At 41.2% G+C, this 23,060-nt stretch carries 21 protein-coding genes and 3 tRNA genes; 5 read left to right on the top strand and 19 right to left on the bottom strand.

What is annotated here, in order from left to right:
- The first annotated feature begins 93 nt into the window (after positions 1 to 93).
- Positions 94 to 1,512, top strand: coding sequence for an amino acid permease (locus B3E00_RS13165; protein WP_293938788.1), 1,419 nt, complete (start codon positions 94 to 96; stop codon positions 1,510 to 1,512).
- Positions 1,513 to 1,641: 129 nt separating this feature from the next.
- On the opposite strand, the gene B3E00_RS13160 is transcribed toward B3E00_RS13165, so the two are convergent.
- Together B3E00_RS13160 and mnmA are read right to left on the bottom strand one after the other, a co-directional pair.
- Positions 1,642 to 2,706 carry a PA0069 family radical SAM protein gene (locus B3E00_RS13160; RefSeq protein WP_293938786.1) on the bottom strand — a complete coding sequence of 355 codons (1,065 nt, stop codon included), beginning with the start codon at positions 2,704 to 2,706 and terminating at the stop codon, positions 1,642 to 1,644.
- Positions 2,707 to 2,931: 225 nt separating this feature from the next.
- Complete coding sequence (mnmA, locus tag B3E00_RS13155) at positions 2,932 to 4,023, bottom strand: tRNA 2-thiouridine(34) synthase MnmA (RefSeq protein ID WP_209577862.1); 1,092 nt, start codon at positions 4,021 to 4,023, stop codon at positions 2,932 to 2,934.
- A gap of 187 nt (positions 4,024 to 4,210) precedes the next feature.
- On the opposite strand from mnmA, the gene B3E00_RS13150 reads away from it, so the two are divergent.
- Positions 4,211 to 4,283, top strand: a tRNA-Phe gene (locus tag B3E00_RS13150).
- Positions 4,284 to 4,325: 42 nt separating this feature from the next.
- A tRNA-Phe gene (locus B3E00_RS13145) sits at positions 4,326 to 4,398 on the top strand.
- 127 nt (positions 4,399 to 4,525) lie between these two features.
- Here the strand turns inward: B3E00_RS13145 and B3E00_RS13140 are convergent.
- The 7 genes from B3E00_RS13140 to fucP all read right to left on the bottom strand — a co-directional run bounded on the left by B3E00_RS13140 (position 4,526) and on the right by fucP (position 11,494).
- Positions 4,526 to 5,317 (bottom strand): SDR family oxidoreductase, encoded by a 792-nt coding sequence (locus B3E00_RS13140; protein ID WP_209577861.1) that lies wholly within the window; start codon positions 5,315 to 5,317, stop codon positions 4,526 to 4,528.
- 174 nt (positions 5,318 to 5,491) lie between these two features.
- Entirely contained in the window at positions 5,492 to 6,319 is an 828-nt protein-coding gene (locus tag B3E00_RS13135; RefSeq protein WP_209577860.1) for an amidohydrolase family protein, read from the bottom strand.
- Positions 6,320 to 6,343: 24 nt separating this feature from the next.
- Positions 6,344 to 7,201: a fumarylacetoacetate hydrolase family protein gene (locus B3E00_RS13130; RefSeq protein ID WP_209577859.1), complete on the bottom strand. Its 858-nt coding sequence runs from the start codon at positions 7,199 to 7,201 to the stop codon at positions 6,344 to 6,346.
- 40 nt (positions 7,202 to 7,241) lie between these two features.
- A complete protein-coding gene (locus B3E00_RS13125) occupies positions 7,242 to 8,006 on the bottom strand; it encodes an SDR family NAD(P)-dependent oxidoreductase (RefSeq protein WP_209577858.1) in 765 nt (254 codons plus the stop codon).
- A 218-nt stretch (positions 8,007 to 8,224) separates the two neighbouring features.
- Entirely contained in the window at positions 8,225 to 9,886 is a 1,662-nt protein-coding gene (locus B3E00_RS13120; RefSeq protein WP_293938783.1) for a UxaA family hydrolase, read from the bottom strand.
- On the bottom strand, positions 9,886 to 10,218 hold the full coding sequence (locus B3E00_RS13115) for an L-rhamnose mutarotase (protein ID WP_209577856.1): 333 nt from the start codon (positions 10,216 to 10,218) through the stop codon (positions 9,886 to 9,888). Before B3E00_RS13115 ends, B3E00_RS13120 begins: the two co-directional genes overlap by 1 nt.
- 10 nt (positions 10,219 to 10,228) lie before the next feature.
- On the bottom strand, positions 10,229 to 11,494 hold the full coding sequence (gene fucP / locus B3E00_RS13110; RefSeq protein WP_209577855.1) for an L-fucose:H+ symporter permease: 1,266 nt from the start codon (positions 11,492 to 11,494) through the stop codon (positions 10,229 to 10,231).
- A 143-nt stretch (positions 11,495 to 11,637) separates the two neighbouring features.
- Between fucP and B3E00_RS13105 the strand changes: the two genes are divergently transcribed.
- Entirely contained in the window at positions 11,638 to 12,501 is an 864-nt protein-coding gene (locus B3E00_RS13105) for an AraC family transcriptional regulator (RefSeq protein ID WP_293938782.1), read from the top strand.
- Here B3E00_RS13105 and B3E00_RS13100 read toward each other — a convergent pair.
- The 8 genes from B3E00_RS13100 to B3E00_RS13065 form a co-directional block, all read right to left on the bottom strand.
- Positions 12,490 to 13,461 carry an NAD(P)H-quinone oxidoreductase gene (locus B3E00_RS13100; RefSeq protein ID WP_349681464.1) on the bottom strand — a complete coding sequence of 324 codons (972 nt, stop codon included), beginning with the start codon at positions 13,459 to 13,461 and terminating at the stop codon, positions 12,490 to 12,492. The genes B3E00_RS13105 and B3E00_RS13100 overlap by 12 nt on opposite strands.
- Positions 13,458 to 16,130, bottom strand: a complete 2,673-nt coding sequence (locus tag B3E00_RS13095; protein ID WP_293938780.1) for a TonB-dependent receptor — start codon at positions 16,128 to 16,130, stop codon at positions 13,458 to 13,460. Before B3E00_RS13095 ends, B3E00_RS13100 begins: the two co-directional genes overlap by 4 nt.
- A gap of 224 nt (positions 16,131 to 16,354) precedes the next feature.
- Positions 16,355 to 16,882 (bottom strand): ferritin, encoded by a 528-nt coding sequence (locus tag B3E00_RS13090; protein WP_209577852.1) that lies wholly within the window; start codon positions 16,880 to 16,882, stop codon positions 16,355 to 16,357.
- Positions 16,883 to 17,207: 325 nt separating this feature from the next.
- The gene (locus B3E00_RS13085) at positions 17,208 to 17,582 is read right to left on the bottom strand and encodes a DUF6686 family protein (RefSeq protein ID WP_209577851.1); all 375 of its coding nucleotides are present in this window, start codon (positions 17,580 to 17,582) and stop codon (positions 17,208 to 17,210) included.
- Between the two features lie 176 nt (positions 17,583 to 17,758).
- A complete protein-coding gene (hpf, locus tag B3E00_RS13080) occupies positions 17,759 to 18,118 on the bottom strand; it encodes a ribosome hibernation-promoting factor, HPF/YfiA family (RefSeq protein ID WP_209577850.1) in 360 nt (119 codons plus the stop codon).
- Between the two features lie 14 nt (positions 18,119 to 18,132).
- Entirely contained in the window at positions 18,133 to 19,014 is an 882-nt protein-coding gene (locus B3E00_RS13075; RefSeq protein WP_293938778.1) for a tyrosine-type recombinase/integrase, read from the bottom strand.
- Between the two features lie 100 nt (positions 19,015 to 19,114).
- Positions 19,115 to 19,309 carry a 30S ribosomal protein S21 gene (gene rpsU, locus B3E00_RS13070; RefSeq protein WP_209577848.1) on the bottom strand — a complete coding sequence of 65 codons (195 nt, stop codon included), beginning with the start codon at positions 19,307 to 19,309 and terminating at the stop codon, positions 19,115 to 19,117.
- Between the two features lie 90 nt (positions 19,310 to 19,399).
- Positions 19,400 to 20,032, bottom strand: coding sequence for an HAD family hydrolase (locus tag B3E00_RS13065; protein ID WP_293882961.1), 633 nt, complete (start codon positions 20,030 to 20,032; stop codon positions 19,400 to 19,402).
- A gap of 89 nt (positions 20,033 to 20,121) precedes the next feature.
- On the opposite strand from B3E00_RS13065, the gene B3E00_RS13060 reads away from it, so the two are divergent.
- Positions 20,122 to 20,195, top strand: a tRNA-Ile gene (locus B3E00_RS13060).
- A 79-nt stretch (positions 20,196 to 20,274) separates the two neighbouring features.
- Here B3E00_RS13060 and B3E00_RS13055 read toward each other — a convergent pair.
- A complete protein-coding gene (locus B3E00_RS13055; RefSeq protein WP_293938777.1) occupies positions 20,275 to 21,303 on the bottom strand; it encodes a pectinesterase family protein in 1,029 nt (342 codons plus the stop codon).
- Positions 21,304 to 21,406: 103 nt separating this feature from the next.
- Entirely contained in the window at positions 21,407 to 23,053 is a 1,647-nt protein-coding gene (locus B3E00_RS13050) for a glycoside hydrolase 43 family protein (protein WP_293938775.1), read from the bottom strand.
- Positions 23,054 to 23,060: the final 7 nt, after the last annotated feature.

Below are 23,060 nucleotides of genomic sequence, written 5' to 3'. Positions count from 1 at the left end.
ACCTGATTCTGGCTGAACGCTACCGCTATGGTTGGAGGCTTTCCGAACCAAGAACCAGATCAAAACAGATTAGTTACCGTATTAACCATTCATATGGAGAAACAGAACAATAAGGAAGAGTTAAAGAGAGGTCTTCAAAATAGACACATTCAATTGATTGCCCTCGGCGGTGCAATCGGAACTGGCTTATTTTTAGGCATTGGAAAAGCAGCTACATTGGCCGGACCCGCCGTTATCCTTGGTTATGCATTTGCTGGGATTATTGCTTTTTTTATAATGCGACAATTGGGCGAGATGGTGGTCGAGGAACCTGTTTCAGGAAGCTTTAGCTACTTCGCCAATAAATACTGGGGCTCTTTTGCCGGTTATGCTTCGGGCTGGAACTATTGGGTCCTTTATATTTTGGTAAGCATGGCCGAACTGACCGCAATAGGTGTTTATGTACAGTTTTGGTGGCCCGAAATACCGTTATGGGCATCAAGCCTATTTTTCTTCTTTGCGATCAACGCCCTGAATCTGGCTTCCGTAAAAATATATGGGGAGACGGAATTTTGGTTTTCCATTATTAAAGTAGTCGCCATTATTGCAATGATTGTTTTTGGTGTTTACCTGCTTCTAAGCGGTACGGGAGGTGAGCAGGCAAGCTTCAGCAACCTGACTTCACATGGCGGTTTCTTCCCCAAAGGCTGGTTTAGCGAAACAACGGACGGCAATTTTGAAGGACTCCTTTCTGCCATGGCCTTGATTATGTTTTCTTTTGGCGGACTGGAATTGGTTGGTATCACCGCCGCTGAAGCCGAAAATCCGGAAAAAAATATCCCGAAAGCAACCAACCAAGTGATCTATCGGATTCTGATCTTTTATGTCGGCGCTTTGATCATTCTTTTCTCTTTGACGCCATGGACAAACATCACCGCCGATACAAGTCCCTTTGTACTGGTGTTTGACAAACTCAATGGATTCGAATTTGCCCTCTTTGGAAAGACTTTTTATTTCACTAAAATTATCGCAAATGCGTTAAATCTTATTGTCCTTACAGCAGCATTGTCTGTCTATAACAGTAGTGTGTATAGCAACAGTAGAATGTTGTATGGATTGGCAGAACAGGGTAATGCTCCTCGTTTTCTATCAAAACTCAACAAAAACCATGCTCCTATCAATGCGATTTTGGTTTCGGCATTGTTTGCAGCGGTCTGTGTATTTGTCAACTATGTCGCACCAAAAAATGCCTTGGAGATTTTGATGTCACTGGTGGTGTCTTCACTGATTATCAACTGGGTCATGATTTCGATTACACATTTGTACTTTAGAAAAAATAAACTCGACGCGCATTTACGAACCAAATTCCCATCTTTTCTATATCCATTGAGTAATTACATCTGTTTAATCTTTTTAATTGCAGTGCTCGGCATTATGTGGCTAACGGGGATGAAACTACCGGTAGAACTGATTCCTGCTTGGCTTATATTACTTTATGTGAGTTATGTATTAATCAAAAGAAAGAGATCTTAGTTCACTGAACTTCGATCTTATCAATAAAAAAAGCCTGATTCATTGCATGAATCAGGCTTTTTTTTGCTAAAATTTAATGTAGATATTCCTTCTCGAGAATAGCAAATTCATAATTGCCGCTCCAACCATCTAAAACAATCCCAGCTGCGCGCCTGCATCTGGTAAGCGAAAAAGATCCCTTCTTAAGGATGGAAGCGTCCCATTATTCATATATTTCTTGACGGAAAGCTTGAATAAATGCTGTAAGCTTTCGGCCATATGGCCATCCCCTTTTATCCTCCGTCCAAAATCGGTATCATTAATTTTTCCACCATGACAGGCTTCAATCCAATGTAATACCTTTTCAGCTCGGTCAGGATAGTTCTGATAGAGCCAGTCCTTAAAGATACCGCCGATCTGTCCATTGAGCCTCACGATGGTATAAGAGGCTGTTATTGCCCCCGCATCTGCTCCCGCACGAATCAAATCTGAAATCTCATCACTATTGATCCCCGGAACGATGGGCGCCATCATTAGCATGACGGGTACACCTATCCCTGTCAATCCCTCGATCAGTTTCAACCGGGCCGATGCCGTAGCCGTACGTGGTTCCATTTTCTGGCGTACCTCCTCCCGCAACGAATTGATGGTCACGGCAACGGAAACCAGATTTAGTGCCGCAAGTTCGCGCAAGAGATCAAAATCCCGTCGCATCAGTACATTTTTACTGATGATAGAAACAGGATGCTGGTATTTAACCATCAATTCTAAGATCGATCGAGTGATGCCCAATTTTCGTTCGATAGGTTGATAACAATCTGTATTCCCAGAAAGCATAATCAAATCAGGCTGATAGCTCGCTTTCCTGAATTCCTGTTCGAGCAGCTGCGCCGCATTATGCTTTACCAAGATCTTCCGTTCAAAATCCAGTCCTGCACTGAACCCCCAATACTCGTGTGAATTGCGCGCGTAGCAATAAATACAGCCATGCTCACAGCCCTGATAAGGATTAATAGACCTTTCGAAACGCAGGTCAGGACTATTGGATTTGGATATAATCGATTTCGGATGTGTCGAAATAAACTGCGTTTTTGCAGTACCCAAAAATTCCTCATCCAGCCCCTCGACATGCTCCTGCACATATTGGTTCACAAAAAACTTGTTATTGGGATTAATCTGTGCCCCTCTACCCTTGAAATATTCCGACGAATTCATAGGTTAAAATTACTAATTATTTTAGTAAAAACAAAACAGGTAATAATTATATTAACTTTTAACCTTAAGGTGTAAAGCTAAAAATTGCTATTAAATAGGTCGATCAAACTCGTCTACTCTATAGTAAATTTAAATGGATAGTATATAGAATGAATAAAAAATCCCTATACTGTATCTACAGCATAGGGATTAAAACTCTTCTTCTGAATCTCGTACGGATGCCTGTTATTTCATTAAGAAACCACCACCGAGTAGATCATTCCCTTCATAGAAAACGGCAGATTGCCCTGGAGCAATACCTTTTACATTATGCACAAAGTCGATACGGACTTTATCATCTTCTTGCGAAATGGTCGACAAAGCACCTGAATCTTTATAACGCACTTTTGAGATAGCTTCCATCGGTTGATCCAGTCCTGCATATTTGACAAAGTTTACATTACGAACGTAAGCGTGTGACTTTTCAAGTTCATGTTCTTCACCCAAGACCACCGTATTACTTTCCGGAAGGATCTCAATCACAAACATGGGTTTACCCAAAGCAATACCTAAGCCTTTACGTTGACCGATGGTGAAATAAGGGTAACCAATATGTTTGCCGACTACAGTACCATCAGAAAGAATAAAATTACCAGGACCGATCTGTTGATCCAAGGTAGGTACTTTGTGTCTCAGAAACGCACGGTAATCGTTGTCGGGAACGAAACAGATTTCATAACTCTCTGACTTATTGGCCAGTTCCTTTTGTCCCATATCTAAGGCCATTTGGCGAATCTCTTTTTTCGTGAAAGATCCTAAAGGGAACTGCGTCCGCGCAAGGTTTTCTTGTGAAACGCCCCATAAAACGTAGGATTGATCTTTATTCTCATCCTTACCTTTGGAGATCACATAGCGGCCATTGTCGTGCATGCGAATATTTGCGTAGTGTCCTGTAGCGATAAATTCACAGTCCAATTTGTCGGCACGTTTCATTAAAGCCTCCCACTTGATATGGGTATTACACAATACACATGGGTTCGGCGTGCGACCAGCAATATATTCTTCAACAAAATTATCAATTACAAAGTCCCCAAACTCATCGCGTATATCCAATATATAATGCGGGAAACCATAGTTTACGGCTAATGTACGAGCGTCATTGATACTATCAAGGCTACAACATCCGGTCTCTTTAGACGAACCACCTGCGGATGCATAATCCCACGTCTTCATCGTGATACCGATAACCTCATATCCTTGTTCGTGGAGCATAACAGAAGCAACGGAGCTATCTACCCCCCCACTCATTGCAACTAAAACTCTTCCTCTTTTACTCATCTCTATTTATTGAAGTGCAAAGATACAGCTTATTCCTTTTTCTGTATGTTAGTTTCTTGTAATTTTATCTCAATCAAAATCAACATGTTCGAAAAAAGTACGAAAATAATCTGCATAAAAGTTTTAGAATTCAAATTATCAGACTATATTTGCATCGCAATAGGGGAACAAACCCATAGCAAAAAGCGGTGCCATAGCTCAGCTGGTAGAGCAAAGGACTGAAAATCCTTGTGTCCCTGGTTCGAACCCAGGTGGCACCACGCTTCAATCTGATGATCACAGATTTAAATAAAAGGTCAACTGGTGCCATAGCTCAGCTGGTAGAGCAAAGGACTGAAAATCCTTGTGTCCCTGGTTCGAACCCAGGTGGCACCACAAAAAAAGCCTGTTCAAATGAACAGGCTTTTTTTGTTTTAATAATACACTACTGCATAAATTTTGGAAATTGAACGAAAGTCTCACTTATGCTAAAGTCCAATTTCCAACATCCAATCGCTGTTTACTACGATTCAGCGATAATCGAACGGTCTAGATGCACATATCCACCATCGACATGAATCAACTGTCCTGTTGTATGGCTTGACTTATCGGAAAGCAGAAAGACTGTTGTATCGGCAATTTCCGCAGCTGTTGTCATCCGATGCCCTAACGGAATGCGATCCGTTATTTTTTTCAATGTCTCTTCTGGATTTGCTAAAGTTTGGATCCAGGTATCGTATTGGGGTGTTGCGCATTCTGCTACGATAATAGCATTTACACGAATCGAATAAGGCAACAATTCTACGGCCCATTCCCGTGTAAGCGCATTACGTCCGCCATTAGATGCCGCATAAGCTGAGGTATTCCCCTGCCCTGTTTCGCCAGTTTTGGAAGAAATATTCACGATACTGCCTTTCGATGCTTTCAATGCATCCAAAGCATGATGGGCCATTAGGTAATAGTGAATTAAGTTTTTGTGTAGAGAAGCAACAAATTTCTCGTAATTTCCAGAAGCTAGTCCAACACCGTCATTCTGTCCGGCATTGTTCACCAAACCATCAATGCGACCGTATACTTCCAATGTCTTTTGGACCGCTCTTTCACAATCTTCGGGCCTAGACAACTCTGCTTCAATACAGAGTGCCTCAATACCAAACTGTTGGATTTCTGCCTTTACTTTTTCATTATCGGCCTGTTTACGGCCAACAATGACCGGAATAGCCTGTTCTTTAGCCAAAGCATGGACTACTGCGCGTCCGATGCCTTTTGCTCCACCGGTAACAATAATAACTTTATCTTTTAAATGAAGATCCATAATACTTTTATTGAATGGTTTGTTTCATTGATTGTGGTTAACAACAATGAACATGTTTCACTGGTTATTGATTAATTTATATTAAAGTCATTATGCCTATTATCTAGCTTCATGACCAACAAAAGCTTCAACATGCTATTTTTTGTTTTCATAACATGCTGAAGCTTTTCTTTTTTAAAGATTATACACCCGTATAGCGTTCTCTGCCCAAAAGGCATTCTTTTCTGCAGTTGTAAATTGCCCTAATTTATTTTCGACGATGGCAATACTCTCTTCGTAAGATGCCGCTAGGAGGCATACCGGCCAATCTGACCCGTACATGATACGTTTCTTCCCAAAACATAAAAATATGTGTTCCACATATTGTTTGAAATCATCCAGCTTCCACCCCTCCCAATCGGCCTCTGTAGCTAGTCCCGAAACTTTGCATACCACATTCGGAAAAGCGGCAAGTGCATCAATAAATACTGCCCACTCATCAAATTCCTTTGATTTGATGGGAGGCTTTGCAATATGATCCAACACAAACTGAAGTTCTGGATTTTGTCTTACACAAGCCAGCGTTGACGCGTAATGACGTGGGCGAATAAGCAGATCATATGTGTAACCGTAGTCCGCCAAAGCTTTCAGCCCATTTAAAACTGCCGGACGAATGAGAAAATCGGGATCCGCTTCCCCTTCAACAACATGACGAAATCCTTTGATGATTGCAGTCGACTGATACGCGTCCAATTGTTGGCGGATATCTTGAGCCTGAAGATCTATCCAGCCCACAACCCCTTTTATAAAAGAGTACTCGTGTGCCAATTGAACCAAATAAGCGGTTTCCTCGTCAGATTCTTGCGCCTGAACAGCAATACTTCCTCCAAATCCATTCCGCTCCAGCAAGAACTGAATATCTAAAGGGGTAAAATCACGTTTTATAACTTGCATTTCTTCTGTAATCCAACTATATCTAATTGGATCGAATTTCCAGAAATGCTGATGGGTATCTATACGCATAATGAAAAGAAAACTTGTGAGCAATTAGTTTTTTGAATAGGCGACAACAGTCTGACGGGATTCACCAAGACCATCGGCTCCTAATTCGATCACATCGCCAGGCTTCAAATAAATAGGGGGATTAAACCCTAAACCTACTCCCGCAGGTGTGCCGGTTGATATAACGTCGCCAGGCAACAGGGTCATAAATTTAGACACATACGATACAACATGTGCTACCGAAAAGATCAGATCCTTCGTATTTCCATCTTGATAGGTTTTTCCGTTTACCTTTAACCATAGACGTACGTTGTTGATATCTTTGATCTCCTCTTTTGTCGCCATAAAAGGTCCCATAGGTGCAAAAGTATCACATCCTTTTCCTTTATCCCATGTACCACCGCGTTCCAGCTGATATTCACGCTCAGAAACATCGTTGTGCAATACATAACCGGCTACATAGTCCAACGCTTCACCTTCTTCTACATACGATGCTTTCTTACCTATGACAATACAAAATTCGACTTCCCAATCGGTCTTTAATGAGTCTTTTGGAATCATTACGTCGTCATATGGACCAATCAACGATGTGGTCGATTTCATGAAGATGATTGGTTCGGCCGGAATAGGAGCATTTGTTTCCTTGGCATGATCTAAATAATTTAATCCAATACAAACAATTTTGGATGGGCGGGCAAATGGTGCTCCTATACGTTCGCTCTGGGGAACTTCAATTAACTTACCATCATTTGCTTTTACAAATTCTTCTAAACGGGCTATACCATTCTCTGCAAAGAATTGTTCATCATAGTCACCACCAAATGCGCTTACATCGTAATTTACGCCATCGATCTGAACACCGATATTCTCTTTGCCTTGAGCTCCAAAACGTATTAATTTCATGTTTATAGTATTGAGATAATAGATATTTATTTTTAGCTTATTAATTATTCAATTTAATAAAACCACCATCAATCGGGTAGTCATTTCCGGTAATAAAGGCTGCATCATCACTGCACAAGAAAAGGGCTAATTTCGCAATTTCTTCCGGTTGTGCCATACGGCCTATTGGCTGGCTTGCCGATAACTTTTCAAACATCTCGTCCTCTTTGCCTGGATAATTTTTTGCAATAAATCCATCCACAAACGGTGTATGTACACGCGCTGGCGAAATACTATTGCAACGAATCCCATAGGCCATGTAATCTCGAGCAACAGACATCGACATCGCATGGATAGCGCCCTTGCTCATCGAATACGCGAAACGGTCGGTGATACCCACCCATGCAGCAATTGAAGCGAGATTAAGGATTGCTCCTGAACCTTGCGCTTTCATCAAAGGCACCACAGCAGACAATGCATTATAAGCGCCTTTGACATTCACGTTAAAAACACGGTCAAAATCTTCTGATTGACAATTTTCTAAATTACCAACATGAGCAATGCCAGCATTATTTACTAAAATATCAATTTTTCCGATATTTTGTGCTATAGAAGTAATTTCTTGCTGATCAGTCACATTGCACCGATGAAGCACAGCTTGTCCTCCCGAAGCCAAGATCTCGGTAACTACAGCCTTGCCCCCGTCTTCATTTAAATCCAAAATATGAACTTTTGCTCCTTCTGCAGCAAATTGCAAACTGATCGCACGGCCTATCCCACTACCACCCCCTGTGATAACAGCTACTTTTTGTTCTAATTTTCCCATTTTCTATTTACTTATTAGCGTCAACCCCAAATTTCCTTAATCTGTCGATGCAGCAAATTTCTCGCGTTGACTTTTCTTTTTATGACTATTCAATCGTTTTACTTTCCAATAAAGGCATGTACTTTTTCACCTGACTTTTTCATTTATCGGCAAGTACTTCCTTTACCGATTTTTCCCAACATCAGGTGCTTCCGCGCAAGCCCTGTGGTATTTTATCGCTACAAAGAAACACCTCGACGCCAAGGGATGAAATCATCTTGCCCCAACAACACGGCCTTTGGCTGTATTCTGCCAGAAGCAACTTCAATCACATAATCCAAAATGCGGTGTGCGGCTTCCTCAATAGTTTCTGTTCCTTCGATGATCGTACCACAGTTTAGATCCAGTATATCCGGCATTTTCTCAAAAGTCTTAGTATTGGTCGAAAGCTTTACTACTGGAGCGATTGGGTTTCCTGTCGGTGTACCCAGCCCTGTTGTAAACAGGACAATATTGGCGCCAGCTGCCACCTCTGCAGTGGTACTTTCTACATCATTACCAGGAGTACATAATAGGTTTAATCCCGGGCGGTTAGCGAGTTCAGGATAATCGACCACCGCCATAACAGGTGATGTTCCTCCTTTTTTTGCAGCTCCGGCAGACTTAATGGCATCAGTTATCAAACCGTCACGGATATTGCCTGGCGAAGGATTCATATAGAAACCTGAGCCGTCCGCTTCGGCTTTTGCATTATATATACGCATCAACGACATAAAACGATCTGCTGTAGGCTCATCGATACAACGATCACTCAACTCTTGTTCTACACCACATAACTCTGGAAATTCCGCCAAAATCACAGAACCGCCTAAAGTCACCAAAATATCCGACACAAAACCTAGTGCTGGATTGGCAGAGATGCCCGAAAAGCCATCTGAGCCGCCGCATTCCAAGCCGATACACAATTTGTCCAGCGGAGCAGGTCTGCGTTCATTTTGATCGGCTTGCATCATCCCTGCAAAAGTTGCTTTGATCGCCTTTTGCATAAGTTCCCTTTCGGTTCCCTCTTTCTGCTGCTCGAAAATATATAAAGGCCGATCGAAACCAGGACTTCGTTTTTCGATCTCCGCCTTCAAAATTGACGCCTGCGCATGCTGACATCCTAAACTCAACACGGTTGCCCCTGCCACATTTGGATGCGTGATATAGCCAGCCAAAAGGCCACATAGCGCATCCGAATCCATACGCGTTCCACCGCATCCCATCTCGTGATTTAAAAACTTGATTCCGTCAACATTTTTGAACAGACGGTCGTGCTCTCCCCCACTCGAATTCGCCAGTAGCTCGTGGTTAAGAATGTCGTTAATATCCACACCAGACTTATAGCGCTCAATCAAATCCTCTACCTCGGAAACATAATTATTTGCTTTTACTTTATAGCCGAGTTTCTCCTCAAAAGCAGTTTTTAAAGTCATTACATTCCTGTTTTCACAGAACACTAACGGAATAACCAACCAGTAATTTGCCGTCCCCACAGTACCATTGGAACGGTAAAAACCATTAAAAGTTTTATCCTTAAAGGCCGAAACATCAGGTTTTGTCCAAGAAGTCTTCCGGTTACCCATTCTAAAATCTTCCGAAGCATGACGCAAGTTTTCAGTGGTAATAAGTTCACCTGCAGTTAAAGGGGTATTCAATTTTCCAACTAACACTCCGTACATCAATACTTCAGCATCTTGCTCCATGGGCTGGATGGTAAATTTATGTTTGGCAGCAACAGCTTGCTTTAATGGAAATTCTTTACCATTAAAAACAATCGTTGTTCCCTCGTCCAAGTCTTGTAAAGCGACGAGGACATTATCCATTGGATGGATCTGTAAATAGCGCTGTATAGCCATCATTATACTAATTCAAAAATTTTAGTCATCATTACCCATTTCTCCCCTGGCTTTGTCCCCGGAATTGCAGCCTGATATTTCCACATCAGCTGCTCCCATTCCTGCACCTTTTCATTGGCTTCATCCATAGCTGCTTTTCGCTCAAATGAAAAATCGTCGCCCACTTCCATATTCATAAACAATCTATTTTCAAAACGATAGATTTCCATCTGCAGAACGCCGGCATCCAGAATAGAACGTTTTATTTCTGGCCATACCTCACGGTGATAATCCTCATACTCCCGGATCAATTGCGGATCATTCACGAGATCCAATGCCATAACATATCTTTTCATTTTAACTAATTTAATGTGATTTTAGACTTTCAGTTTCCACAATACTGACCCTTCTATTTTGAAAGGCAAACAACAGAACAACAATAAAACAAACCAAAGGCACAAAATAACCATATTGGAAATTTCCTGTTTTATCAGAGATAAAACCCAAAATTGGAGGTAACAAAGCACCGCCCACAATTGACATGACGATCAGACTGGAAGCCGACTTCGTATCTGCTCCGATCCCCTGTACACCAAACGCAAAAATCGTTGGGAACATAATTGACATAAAGAAAGCGATACCAATTAGCGCATATAAGGTTTGAATGCCTGATCCGAAGATGACGAATAGGGATAAAAGGATGGCGATAAAGGAATAAATAATCAGCAGTTTGGAAGCGGATACAAAACGCATAAAAAATGTACCTATAAATCGTCCTAGCATAAAAGCCAGTCCGGCAAATCCGGCGTAGTCAGCCCCCTCTTTACCCGATATGCCGGCAACTTCCGTAGCAAACAATACCAGAAAACTTAAAACACAAACCTGGGCTCCGACATAAAAGAACTGAGCCACCACTGCCCATCGAACATTTGTGTGACGAAAAGCATGAAAAAAACCTGCCTTACCTTCTTCTTCCGCATCTTTGATATCAGGCAATTTTGTAAAGAAAAACAAGGCTGCGATCAATAAAATCAATATACCCAATACCACATAAGGCAATTTTACAGAAGCTGTTTCGGACTGGATATAAGCCATTTTTGCCTGTTCAGCCAATTGTGCCAGTTCCTCCTGCGATTTAGGCTCATGAGATAAAATAAATTTCCCACCAAAGATCGGAGCCACAAAGGCTGCCAGACCGTTAAAGGACTGTGCAAAATTAAGTCGCTGCGCCGATGAAGCCGGATCCCCCAATATAGCAACGTAAGGATTGGCAGCGGTTTCCAGAATCGTAAGACCACAGGCCACAACAAATAAGGCTCCTAAAAAGAAAACATAACTGATCGTGTTGGCAGCAGGTACAAAAAGAAAACAGCCAATCGCAAAAAAGATCAATCCGATCAAAATGCCAGCTTTATAGCCGTATCGTTTCATAATAATACCTGCAGGAATGGCCATCACAAAATAAGCGATGAATACGGCAGAATCGACCAATGAAGCTTGAAAGTGCGTTAAACTAAACGCATTTCTCAAATGCGGAATTAAGATTGGATCTAGGTTATGAATAAATCCCCAAAAAAAGAATAAGGATGTCACCAAAATCAAGGCAAATGTGTAACTCTTTTTATTCGTCATATCTTTCAAATGGTTATAAGTAGTTATTTATGTAAAATAAGCTTAAAAATCCTAGACAACATTCAAGTATATTATCAAATTATTAAGCTATATTACCATAGCCAAACTCAAATTGGTAACTTTACAGCATATATTTCACAATTATGAAAGCACAGCTGCTTCATTTAAACAGTAACCCTGAGCATTCATTCAATGCCAGAAGAGACAATACCCCGCAATACCACAACCTTTGGCATTATCACGAAGAACTGGAATTGATTTATTTTGCTAAAGGCTCGGGTACTCAATTTATTGGCGATAGCGTTAGGCGTTTTGAATCGGGCGACATCACACTGGTGGGTTCAAATTTACCTCATTACTGGCTGTTTGATGCCATTTATCTGCAGCAGGAAAAAGCAGAATGCGCAGATATCCGTGTACTTCATTTCAAAGAGAACTTCTGGGGAAATGATTTTATCAATTTACCTGAAAATAAAGCCATCAAAGAGCTTATTCGCGTATCCAAGAGAGGCATTTCATTAGCAGCGCATAGCCGATTAAAAACTATGCAATTAATTGATGCTATTTTGACGACAACCGGCACACCACGTATTATTCATTTACTGGAGATCTTAACGTGCATTTCGGCCGAAGAAAAACATGATTTATTGACCAGCGCCACTTTTACCATCCAACTGCAAGATCAGGATGCCAACCGTATGCAGGTTGCGATGCACTTTATAGGTGAAAATTACCGCGACCAAATACGGCTGCATGACCTTGCTTCGCTAACGGGTATGACACCAAATTCATTCTGTCGCTTTTTCAAGTCACAGACCGGAAAAACACTCTTTCAATTTCTGATCGAAATGCGCGTGAAGACAGCCTGCAATTTATTAATAGAAAACAAACAGACGGTGAAGCAAATCTGTTTTGAAGCCGGTTTTCAAAACTTCTCCAGCTTTCACAAGTACTTCAAAACCGTAACCGGCACTACTCCCCTCAACTTTCAGCGATCAAAAGCTTAAGACGATCTTACCCAATAAGCTTGAGTCTTCCATCAGCCTATGAGCCTCAGGGGCCATAGCAAAAGGAAGCACTTGGTATATAGAGGGTTTAAAATGTCCAGCACTGAGCTTGGGCCATACCTGAGACCAGATCTCGTCACGTAGTATTTGCTTAAATTCGCGGTCTCGCGAACGCAGTGTACTTCCGGTTAAAAGGATGCGTTTTTGCATCAATTGCAGCAAATTCAATTCAACTTTTGCGTTTTCCATCGCGTTAATATACACCAGTCGGCCATCGGGGTTCAAGAGACGGATATTTTTCTCAAAATATGAGCCACCAATGCTGTCTAAAATAACATCCACGCCCAGCCCCTCGAGCAGCTGCTCGAAATCTTCTGTTTTATAATTTATAGTTTTGACGGCTCCCAATGATGCGCAAAAACTGGCTTTCTCGGGTGAGCTGACTGTCGTATATACTTCCGCACCAAACAAGGACGCGAGCTGAATTGCTGTACTACCAATCCCACCAGCACCACCATGTACCAAAAAGTGCTCACCTGTCTGCAATTTCCCCCGTCGGAAAACATCGTCCCATACCGTAAAAACGGTTTCTGGAAGTGAGGCTGCCTCGGCAAAGTCCAGATGATCTGGAATAGGCAAACAATGCCCTTGATAGACTTTGGCATAGGTGGCATAGCCTCCGCCCGCTACGAGTGCACAGACGCGATCGCCGATATTCCAGTCGGTGACATCCTTTCCTTTCTCAACGACAATACCAGCAATCTCCAAGCCAGGTATCCGAGGATTTACTCCGGCTGGCGCAGGATAACTCCCTTTACGTTGGAACACATCAGGTCTATTGACTCCTGCCGCTTTTACTTCCACTAAAACTTCGTATTGTCCGGGCTGCGGCATTTCCTCATCGCTAACTTGCAAAACTTCCGGCCCACCGGGTGCAGTAATAATAACAGCTTTCATCATGATTTTTTAGGGTATTTTTGTAATCTTATATTAAGGGAAAGCATAAAATAACGCGCCAGTCGATTATTACGGACATCCAAAATGTCATTTCCTAAGACGACACGCGAAATCCCGGTATTCTGGTTCATTAAATCGAATCCCTGAAAACGCAGCATACCGAGGTTATTCCGTCCAAAAGTATATTCCATATACGCATTGATTATCGTCGGGCTAATATTGTTCCACGAGCTTGAATATCCTGCGTTAAACTTTTGAGAAAGCTCAAGTCCCATCGTAAAATGTGTACCCAAATATGCTTTAGATCCCAGTCCAACAATACCCGAATGCACGGTGATATTATCTTGCACAGGCCAATCAAATGTCGCCCTGTTCAAGGAATAGTTACCATTTAATTCGGCTTCGAAGATATCACTCCAGGTATAGCGAAACTGAATCGCTTGAGTAAACAAGAAGTGTCCACCAAAGCTCTTCTTATCGTTTACATACGAGATATTGTTATAATAATCGGCATTTCCGTTCAAGCTCATCTGCAGGTTATCGGACAACAACGAGGCTGTAAACAGGTAATAACTCTTAACATCATAATATCCTTCTGTGTTGCGATAGGTCGTTTTTTGTATGGTCGAATTGGGATCAATTGTACGGTTGGCAACAATCTTATCATTCACCAGATTAAGAGCAAGACTAGCTTCTAAGTACTGACCACTGCGTGTAATTGATTTCCGGTATTTTGAAACAAAACTATGTGCAAATTCCGATTTTAGATCTTTATTTCCGACCACAATATTTTGTGTGTTGGTATTGTCCACCACAGGTTGTATTTGATAGAAACTAGGTTGATTATTACGCCCATAATAATCCATCGAAAGGTCCTCCTCTTTGCTGAATTTCCATTTCAGTCCGGCAGAAGGTACAAGGTTCACATTGGAATAGGAGGTTTTTATCAGCTTGTCTGTTGAACTTCCTGTCAGTTCCGAAGGCTGAACCGCAAAGCCGAAACTCACTTTCACTTTGTCACTCAGATCTTGCCGATAAACCATACCGACTTTATTGCTTGCAAAAGCATAGTCGTACTTCAAACTCAGCGAATCCACCAAGAGAGGTCCATTGTCAAAGTTGTTGTCAAAAGTGGAACGTCTAGCATCAATCTTGGTATAGTCAAAATCGTAATTGATTTCCAAAGTCCCTCCTAAATCAACGGGTTCGACCAGGGACAGGCGACTTTGGATATTTTTATTTTCACTGCTGGAACGGACGCCTTGATTGAGATACGTCTCCGTTATTCTGGGCAAATTTGAGCTACTATCGATTGCTTTATTAAAGTCGCGGACTTCCTCGTCTTTATCCAACGAATTAAAGTCAGTATGCAACGTATAAAGCACTTTCCGCCCCGGTTTGGTAAAACTTCTGACATAAAAAAGATCTAAAGCTGCCGCCGGACTTTCCGTGCTACTGCCCGCATCATAGTTACCCGTACTACTCAATAAATTATTTTGTATCCTCCTATCTTTCAACGAATTGCTTGTAGCATTGGTATAAGATAATTTGGGCGATATTTTAAGCTGATCTTTTGGAGACAGCTTGATATCAAAGTCCCAGTCCATTTTGTGTGTACGATCAATCGATTTTATGCTGTAGTTTTCAGAATTGCTGATCAAATTATTCCCCCCTTTCCCATATCCGTATATGGACTGCAACAAAGAATTTCCCTGGATGTAATTATTCCGCTGCGTAAAAGAATATTTACCACTGGCGGTCACATTTTTAGAAAGCGGACTGGAAAAACTGCCTCCTACGGATCCGATTTTATTCAGTCCATCTGTAGGGTCTGCAAAGTCGGCAAGTTCGCCCATTTCCCGCTCCCGCTCTCCACCATTGGGGGAACCAAAAGAAAAGAGGTTTGTGTTGGTATTGTTTACTGATGTGATAATAGAATATTCTCTTCCATCATTAAAGCGGTTCAGCCCAGCACTACCCAGATAACGATCGGCCGAACCACCGCCCAATGTGGCCTGTCCAAAAGTAATTTTCTTCTTATCATCTTTGAGGACGATATTGAGGATCTTTTCAGATTCAGCACTTTTAATTCCTTTTGCTGTAGCCTCATCCCCATAGAAATCGATCACCTGAACACTTTTTACAAAATCTGCGGGTAGATTGCGTGTTGCTGTGAGCACATCGCCGCCAAAGAATTTTTTTCCATCGACCTTAACGGAGGATATAGGTTTGCCAAAGGCATAGACAGAACCATCCCTTGAAACCTGAACATTTGGCAACGCTTTGAGAGCCTCCTCCAACAGCGCGCGGTGATCGAATTGGAAGGCATCCAGATTAAATTGAACGGTATCCTGCTTATAGACGATAGGTTTATATTTCAGTACAACAACCTCTTTCAGCAGGGATACATGGGGGAACATCGTTAATTTTCCGACATCCAATGTCGCTGTTGTACTATTGTACAAGGGATAGCTACGTTCCAATATACTTAGGCCCAGCTGACTACAACTGATACGAATATCATTACCTTGCACACGGCTGAAATGAAAATAACCTGTATTGGACGTTGATGAGAACAAGGTATCGCGAGAGCTTGTCAGATGGACACTCACACCGTTTAACGGTTTTCCTGCTGTATCTACAACAATACCATACACCTCTTTTTTTGACACCTGCCCTAAGGCGCTTTTAGGTAAAAAAAACAAGTTCGTTATAGCTAAAAAAAGTACTAACCGGATAATATTCCCGTCCCTTAGTTCCATCAAACAGACTTTGCGATAATACAATTCAATATAAGAATTCTTAAGCTATTAACGTAAAAAGTTGTGATTTTGTATATAAAAAAACGAGCTGTCGGATAAACAGCTCGCTTTTTTATACCTATTTTTAAAAATTACTATTCACCTGGAAAACTAACTTTAAGAAGGTGTTTGTCAATTTCCCAACGGCCAGTACCTTCTTCACCGATTACATCGAATAATTCAAGAATGCGTCTTGCTACATACTCTTCTTCCACCTGCTCTGCCAAGAACCATTGAACAAAATTAAAAGTAACATAATCTTTTTCTTTCGCACATCTATCAGCGATGTTATTGAATTGTTCAGTAACAAACATTTCCTGCTCCAGTGTTTGTTCAAACACGCCACGGAACGACTCAAAATCTTGAGGAATACCGATCACCTCCGGAGAAATTGCACGTCCACCACGATTGTTGATATAATTGAAAAGCTTCAACATGTGTTCACGCTCTTCGTTGGATTGCTTTGCAAAAAATTCTGAAGCGTTTTCCAAACCTTGATCATCACACCAAGATGACATAGCCAAATATAATGCAGAAGAGTGAGCTTCAACTTTAATTTGCGCATTCAATATATTTTCGATCTCTTCTTTCAAAGAAGATTTTAATTTCAATAAATCTTTCATATTTACCTTAAGTTTAAATTCTAAAACATGCACAGGTGAAACACATCCTCACCTGATTGTATCACAAAGATACAGCAGAACTTTAAAATTTGTATCAAGAATATGTAATACGAATTCAGTCTAAATTAGGCCAGGCGAGCACAACTTGTTTAGAATCAATACAATTACAAATACGGCTCATCAATACTTTCGATAAGCGATCAATTAAAACGATTGGAGACATTATTGTTGAAAATAGTCTATGGCAACAAAAGAGAAAGGACAGCAGTATGAACTGCTTGTTTAAAATAAAAATTGACTTAATACGATTCGTCTGATGTATTGACTACGCAAAAACTGCAAATGGCGAAACCTGAAGACACGTTCTGATTACGCTATTCAGCTCGATCATAAATTTAGCTCCGTCTAATAATTCACGTAACTGAAGCACATCTTCTACCGCTAAGATGAAGCATCTTTCCGTACGGAAGGGCATGATGATTTCGAAATCCGACGAACGGGTAGTGTCATGAAGCATATGTTCGACATCAATGGCATCTATACGTTTTTTGAACATTAAAAAATCAGATACCGAGAAAGAAGTAGTCTCCTTATTATATTCCAACCAGAAACAATTTTTGCGGCTACATTGATAGACTTTACCTGTTGTAGTTGAAAAAACTTCCTCCACCTGTGCTAACGGACAAACCAATTCTGACATTTTTATTTCGCTTATCATTTAAATCGATCAAAAATAAATATTATTTATAATCAATCCAAGTAAAACTGTAGATTATTTTGATTTAATATAAATAAGCCTTTTAATCCTTCATTATCCATAAAAAAAGAGGCCAGTTGATACTGACCTCTTACATGAATAACTTTATTTTATCGTTTTTAATCGTATTCTTCTTCCTCTTCTTCCTCCACTACAAGAACGTCATTACGACTATTAATTACGGTATTTTTTGTTTTTGTTTTATGCTTATTTATCTGTCTACGAAGAGATTCCACGGCAATATCTGTTGCCTCTTCAAAACTTTTTGCCTGCCCCTTTGCAAATAGCTGACTTCCTGGGATATTCAATTTAATTTCCGAAATTTTGTTTGCCTCATCATCGACATTTTCCAATCGCAGATAGCATTCGCCACCAATAATGGAATCCAAAAACTGCTCCAATTTTCCTGTTTTCTTTTTAATAAAATCGATTAGCTTTTGATCAGCAGTAAATCGAATAGATTGCACAGTAATGTTCATTTTTCCTCCTTTTTTTAAGCTTTTGGATGAGCTTGTTTATAAATTGACTTCAATCGTTCTGCTGAGTTATGCGTGTATACTTGTGTTGCCGCAAGTCCTGCATGCCCCAGCAGCTCTTTAATTGCATTTAAATCTGCCCCATTATCCAATAGGGCTGTTGCGAACGTATGCCTCAAAATATGAGGACTTCGCTTACCTTGTGTGGAAATCAGTGTCAACTGCCGATGTACGATATCGTAGATCAGCTTGGCGTATGCCGGCTTCCCCTCTTTAGTAACGATCAGTAAGCTATTATTAGTATCAACAAATTGTGTCGCTTTTTGTTGTAAATAGTTTTTCAATTCTTTCAATAAAAGATTATTGATCGGAACGAGGCGTTCTTTGTTCCTTTTACCTAATATAAGAATGTTTTTATTAAAAAAATCAATATCCTGTTCTTTAATTTTCAACAATTCCGCTAATCGGATGCCTGTACCAAACAATAATTCCATCACCATATAATCACGGCAGGATTCAAATCCATCCTGCTCCTGCTCCATCTGATCCAATAAGCGCACCAATTTTTCCTTTTCGACAACTACCGGTAATTTTTTAGGAGTTTTTAACGCTTTGATAAGTGTCATGGGATTTTTGGCAATACATTCCTCACGTTGCAAAAATTTAAAATATGTTCGCAATGCAGACATGCTTCGGTTTACGGAGCTGGCATTCTTTCCAGATTCCACCATTTGCGCAAAATAATGCCGCAAATCACGGTACACGATATCCTGCACCATCAGTCCTTCCCGACCCAAAAAAGAATGAAACAGATCCAGCTCATGCTTATAAGCGACAACTGTGTGTTCTGAATATCTTTTTTCAATTTGCAAAAACCGAATAAACTCCTTTTCCAACATTTTTCCCTTGCTATATGGCTTAAATTACAAACTTAAAAGCACAAAAAAAAGGGAAAAGCATTGCTTTTCCCTTTATATTTTGAAATTATCAACGAATCAACTAGTTAGCTAGATCTTGATTCAAAGATTGTTTGTAAATCGCTTTTTTCACTTGAATGCGACGAGTTACAGATCTCTTTTCGTAAGCTTGACGTGAACGCAACTCTCTTAAAACTCCAGTTTTTTCGAATTTCTTTTTGAAACGTTTCAATGCTCTATCTAAAGATTCTCCTTCTTTTACATTTACGATAATCATGCGTTATATATACCTCCTTTCGCCGCTTTTAAATTTAAAGTGGGACAAAGGTAAGCTATTATTTTTAAAAAGGGAAACAAAATTATTTTTTTATATCAATTTGAATTCTTCCAGTAAAATTTGCAGGGGTTTCTCTTTGGTACACAATGCCGTATGCCATCCCAACTGATTAGCTGTTGCCAAGTGCTGCGGACTATCATCGATGAACAAAGTTTCTGCAGGGTCCAATTGTTGTTCTGTCATAACCAACTCAAAAATCTCCGCATCAGGTTTACGCATTCCCACCAAATGAGAGTAATAGGTCTTTTCAAAAAAAACTTCATTGTCTGCAACGCCATATTTCTGCTGGATATCATTCATACAATAGGCATAGTGAATAGCATTGTTATTGCTTAATAAGAAGGTCCGATATCGGTCTTTCAACTGAAGTAAAATTTCATGATTACCTTGTGGCACACCAATCAGCAGGCTATTCCAGGCAGCGTCTATCTCGTCGTCCGCCAATGCCGAATTTTGGGTCAATTCTCTTATTCCATCCCGAAATTGAGCCGAATCAATTTTTCCTTTATCAAAATTATCAAAAAGTGCACTTTGACCATGATGTCCAAATACAGCATCTACATTCCCTATACCTAACTGAGTAAAAGCATCTTTCAATTTCACAAAGTCGATCATAAAGATCACATTCCCATAATCAAGAACAATATTTTTAATTTTTTCCATCGAATTATTTTGAAATATCGATACAAATATCGATAATTGCATCGTCAAAAGTGCACAACAGCTGTTTAAATTGACAAAATTACAGACCTGCTCCTATAGCTCAGTCGGTTAGAGTAGAAGACTCATAATCTTTTGGTCCCTGGTTCGAGCCCAGGTGGGAGCACAAAGCAAAAAAGCGGATTTTCTAGCTAGAAAATCCGCTTTTTTGCTTTATCACACCGACCGCCTTTTTGGTGCAACAGCTACGGCGTGATCATCTTTTTAACGTTCCAATCGCCCAGTACACGATCCAGCTTATATATATCCCGTTTTTTTTCCGGAAGCTGATGTGACCATTCCACACGCTTGGAAAGATTCAATGCCCCGGCTCCTTTCGATCCCAATTCGGCGTAAAACACGGTTTTATGCTTATCTGGAAACAAGCTATCCCCCTTCCATTCATTCCACCCTTCAGGAACAATATGAGCTCCCAAAGTACAATCTACCAACACCGTATTGGCGTAGGGACGCCATGGTCTGCCGAGAAATACTTTATCGACAGCTGCATCTGCAGCGACAAAATCACACTGCTCAAAGACATAACCGTACTTTTGCCCCTGAGGTGTAGCAGCAGCTGTGACATACGAATTTCGCAGGGATAGAATCCGGCATTGCTGAAAAAATGCAATGCCCGGCCCGAAAATAAAATCTGTTGTTCCGCTGATACTGCAATCGAAAAAATAGCTCCTTGCACCGCTTTTACCCAGATATAAAGTATCCTGAAAACCCAAAAGACGGCAGTTGACCAATGCTATCTGGTCACCTTCCAGATGAAGTGCCACCGCCTGCCCCACTGGACCAGCTGCATTTTCGATCGTTAAATCCTTGATGAGCACCCTACTCCCACGAACCAATAAGGTATAACTACTGAATGTCCCAAGCGTAAGATCCCCTCGCTCATCTGGACAGTCAACCTGCTTACCCGCATAATCATTAAAAACAATCTTGGTATGGATAGCATCCTCACCTATAAGCTCAATATTTTCGATATACGTTGGGATCACTATTTTTTCATGATAAATTCCTTTCCTGATCCAAATCCGAACGGCCTGTTCACCGCGAAAAGCACGAACTGAATTTATTGCAGCTTGTATACTTGTAAAATCACCCTTTCCCTGTTGATCTACTGTAATCAATTCGGGAGGAGCAGCCCGCCCCCCTAGCGCGGTGAACAGTATACCCAACAGTAGGCCGACAGGCAGCATCTTAAATACATTTATTTTTCTCTTCATGAGTGTGTTTTTAGCATAAACCCTATTGCTGAGCTTATTATATTATCATACAATTTTAACTACCCTAAACGGTCAATAAGACTAAAGTAGGATAGCAGCATCCTTATTTTTCTATTCTAAACCAGTCTACATCAGCATAACCACTATCATTGCTGTGCTTTTCTCTACTTGCATAGAGGCCTAATGCTGCACCAACCCACTTCCCTGGCTTAGCCTCAAATTGACCTCCAACGGGTATATAACTTTTGCCATCCAAACTATATGACCATTGACAGGAATTTCCATCTTTGACTACTACACGGATATACACAAAGTCATCCGGCAAAGAAGAAACGGACTGCACATTTTCCGCATGACCAGCATAGGCCCCTGAACAACGACCAGAGTAAAGTTGAAATTGACCTTTATCTTTACGTATAAAAAGCTGGGAATAATCTTCACCGACCACCACCAGTCCTGCTTTTTCACCAAGTTCCTTCTCATTGGGACGCAGTCGTATTTTTGCTGTCGCACTGAAATTTTCTGCAGGAAACTTTTGCGTCATAATATAAGGCGCCGACATTAGGTTTTTACTTCCTTGAGGCTCTTGTTGGCTATAGAGCCGGAGCTTACCCTCATGTGATGGCATAAGCCAAGTGCCATCCGGATTAGCCTGCCATTGCCACTGCAATCCTAAATGAGGAGACTCAAACTCGTCAGATTCCCGAGGATTGACCGGAGCAGAGACCTGCTTTCCGACGTTAGGTTTTCTATAGGTCGTCACGGGGGTACCTATGCCATTTCCATCGCTATCCTCGCCAATGATGGGCCAATTCTCTTTCCAGAACATCGGCTGAAGATGCACCACACGTCCTAGGGCTTCTTTATCCTGAAAGTGGAAAAACCAGTCCTCCCCAGAAGGAGTATCTACCCAAGCACCCTGATGCGGACCATTAACTGCCGAATTGTTCTGCGCCATAACCACCTTACGCTCATAGGGCCCATAAATATTTTTCGAACGCAAAACCAATTGCCAGCCCGTGGAAACCCCACCCGCTGGTGCAAACAAAAAATAGTATCCATTCCTCTTATATACTTTGGGTCCCTCAATTGTAGGGTCCAATTCATGCCCATCATAAACAATTATACCGCGATCCAATACACGAGTTCCGTCAGCGCTCATCGTTGCTATTGCCAGAACACTTTTCAAGCCTGCACGGCTCCCCGCATAGGCATAAGCTAAATAAGCACGACCATCTTCATCCCAAAACGGGCAGGGATCGATCAATCCCTTTCCTGGGAAAACCAACGTTGGTGCTGACCATGTCCCCCGGATATCCTTTGTTTTTATTTGATAAATTCCAAAATCCGGATCGGGATAATAGATATAAAACTCGCCATTGTGGTATCGAATTGAAGGTGCCCATACTCCTCCGCCATGTTGCACGCTACGGAATACTGCTTCGGGCACTAGCCGCTGCAGCGCATGACCTACAATCGTCCAGTTGATCATATCTCTGGAATGTAGAATGGGAAGGCCTGGACTGTGATGAAAACTGGAGGCAACCATATAATAATCTTCCCCTACACGGATCGCGTCCGGATCGGAATAATCGGCATGGATAATAGGATTTTTAAATTTTCCATTTCCAAGATCCGGACGCCACACCTCAGAAGTGTAATTCTGTCCGAATGCTAATAAATAGCTAGTCAAGGTCATATAGGCGATCAGGCAACTCGTTCCAATCGTTTTATTTTCAATGCTTATCATAAAATTC

The sequence above is a fragment of the Sphingobacterium sp. UBA5996 genome (assembly GCF_002429765.1).
Taxonomy (GTDB): domain Bacteria; phylum Bacteroidota; class Bacteroidia; order Sphingobacteriales; family Sphingobacteriaceae; genus Sphingobacterium.
The sequence above is the reverse complement of the archived record's forward strand: the minus strand, read 5'-3'. Positions and strand labels throughout refer to the sequence as shown.

Excerpts from the sequence above, each read along its gene's own strand:
- B3E00_RS13165 (WP_293938788.1), top strand. The coding sequence starts at position 94 with ATGGAGAAACAGAACAATAAGGAAGAGTTAAAGAGAGGTCTTCAAAAT.
- B3E00_RS13160 (WP_293938786.1), bottom strand. The coding sequence starts at position 2,706 with ATGAATTCGTCGGAATATTTCAAGGGTAGAGGGGCACAGATTAATCCC.
- mnmA (WP_209577862.1), bottom strand. The coding sequence starts at position 4,023 with ATGAGTAAAAGAGGAAGAGTTTTAGTTGCAATGAGTGGGGGGGTAGAT.
- B3E00_RS13140 (WP_209577861.1), bottom strand. The coding sequence starts at position 5,317 with ATGGATCTTCATTTAAAAGATAAAGTTATTATTGTTACCGGTGGAGCA.
- B3E00_RS13135 (WP_209577860.1), bottom strand. The coding sequence starts at position 6,319 with ATGCGTATAGATACCCATCAGCATTTCTGGAAATTCGATCCAATTAGA.
- B3E00_RS13130 (WP_209577859.1), bottom strand. The coding sequence starts at position 7,201 with ATGAAATTAATACGTTTTGGAGCTCAAGGCAAAGAGAATATCGGTGTT.
- B3E00_RS13125 (WP_209577858.1), bottom strand. The coding sequence starts at position 8,006 with ATGGGAAAATTAGAACAAAAAGTAGCTGTTATCACAGGGGGTGGTAGT.
- B3E00_RS13120 (WP_293938783.1), bottom strand. The coding sequence starts at position 9,886 with ATGATGGCTATACAGCGCTATTTACAGATCCATCCAATGGATAATGTC.
- B3E00_RS13115 (WP_209577856.1), bottom strand. The coding sequence starts at position 10,218 with ATGAAAAGATATGTTATGGCATTGGATCTCGTGAATGATCCGCAATTG.
- fucP (WP_209577855.1), bottom strand. The coding sequence starts at position 11,494 with ATGACGAATAAAAAGAGTTACACATTTGCCTTGATTTTGGTGACATCC.
- B3E00_RS13105 (WP_293938782.1), top strand. The coding sequence starts at position 11,638 with ATGAAAGCACAGCTGCTTCATTTAAACAGTAACCCTGAGCATTCATTC.
- B3E00_RS13100 (WP_349681464.1), bottom strand. The coding sequence starts at position 13,461 with ATGATGAAAGCTGTTATTATTACTGCACCCGGTGGGCCGGAAGTTTTG.
- B3E00_RS13090 (WP_209577852.1), bottom strand. The coding sequence starts at position 16,882 with ATGAAAGATTTATTGAAATTAAAATCTTCTTTGAAAGAAGAGATCGAA.
- B3E00_RS13085 (WP_209577851.1), bottom strand. The coding sequence starts at position 17,582 with ATGTCAGAATTGGTTTGTCCGTTAGCACAGGTGGAGGAAGTTTTTTCA.
- hpf (WP_209577850.1), bottom strand. The coding sequence starts at position 18,118 with ATGAACATTACTGTGCAATCTATTCGATTTACTGCTGATCAAAAGCTA.
- B3E00_RS13075 (WP_293938778.1), bottom strand. The coding sequence starts at position 19,014 with ATGTTGGAAAAGGAGTTTATTCGGTTTTTGCAAATTGAAAAAAGATAT.
- rpsU (WP_209577848.1), bottom strand. The coding sequence starts at position 19,309 with ATGATTATCGTAAATGTAAAAGAAGGAGAATCTTTAGATAGAGCATTG.
- B3E00_RS13065 (WP_293882961.1), bottom strand. The coding sequence starts at position 20,032 with ATGGAAAAAATTAAAAATATTGTTCTTGATTATGGGAATGTGATCTTT.
- B3E00_RS13055 (WP_293938777.1), bottom strand. The coding sequence starts at position 21,303 with ATGAAGAGAAAAATAAATGTATTTAAGATGCTGCCTGTCGGCCTACTG.
- B3E00_RS13050 (WP_293938775.1), bottom strand. The coding sequence starts at position 23,053 with ATGATAAGCATTGAAAATAAAACGATTGGAACGAGTTGCCTGATCGCC.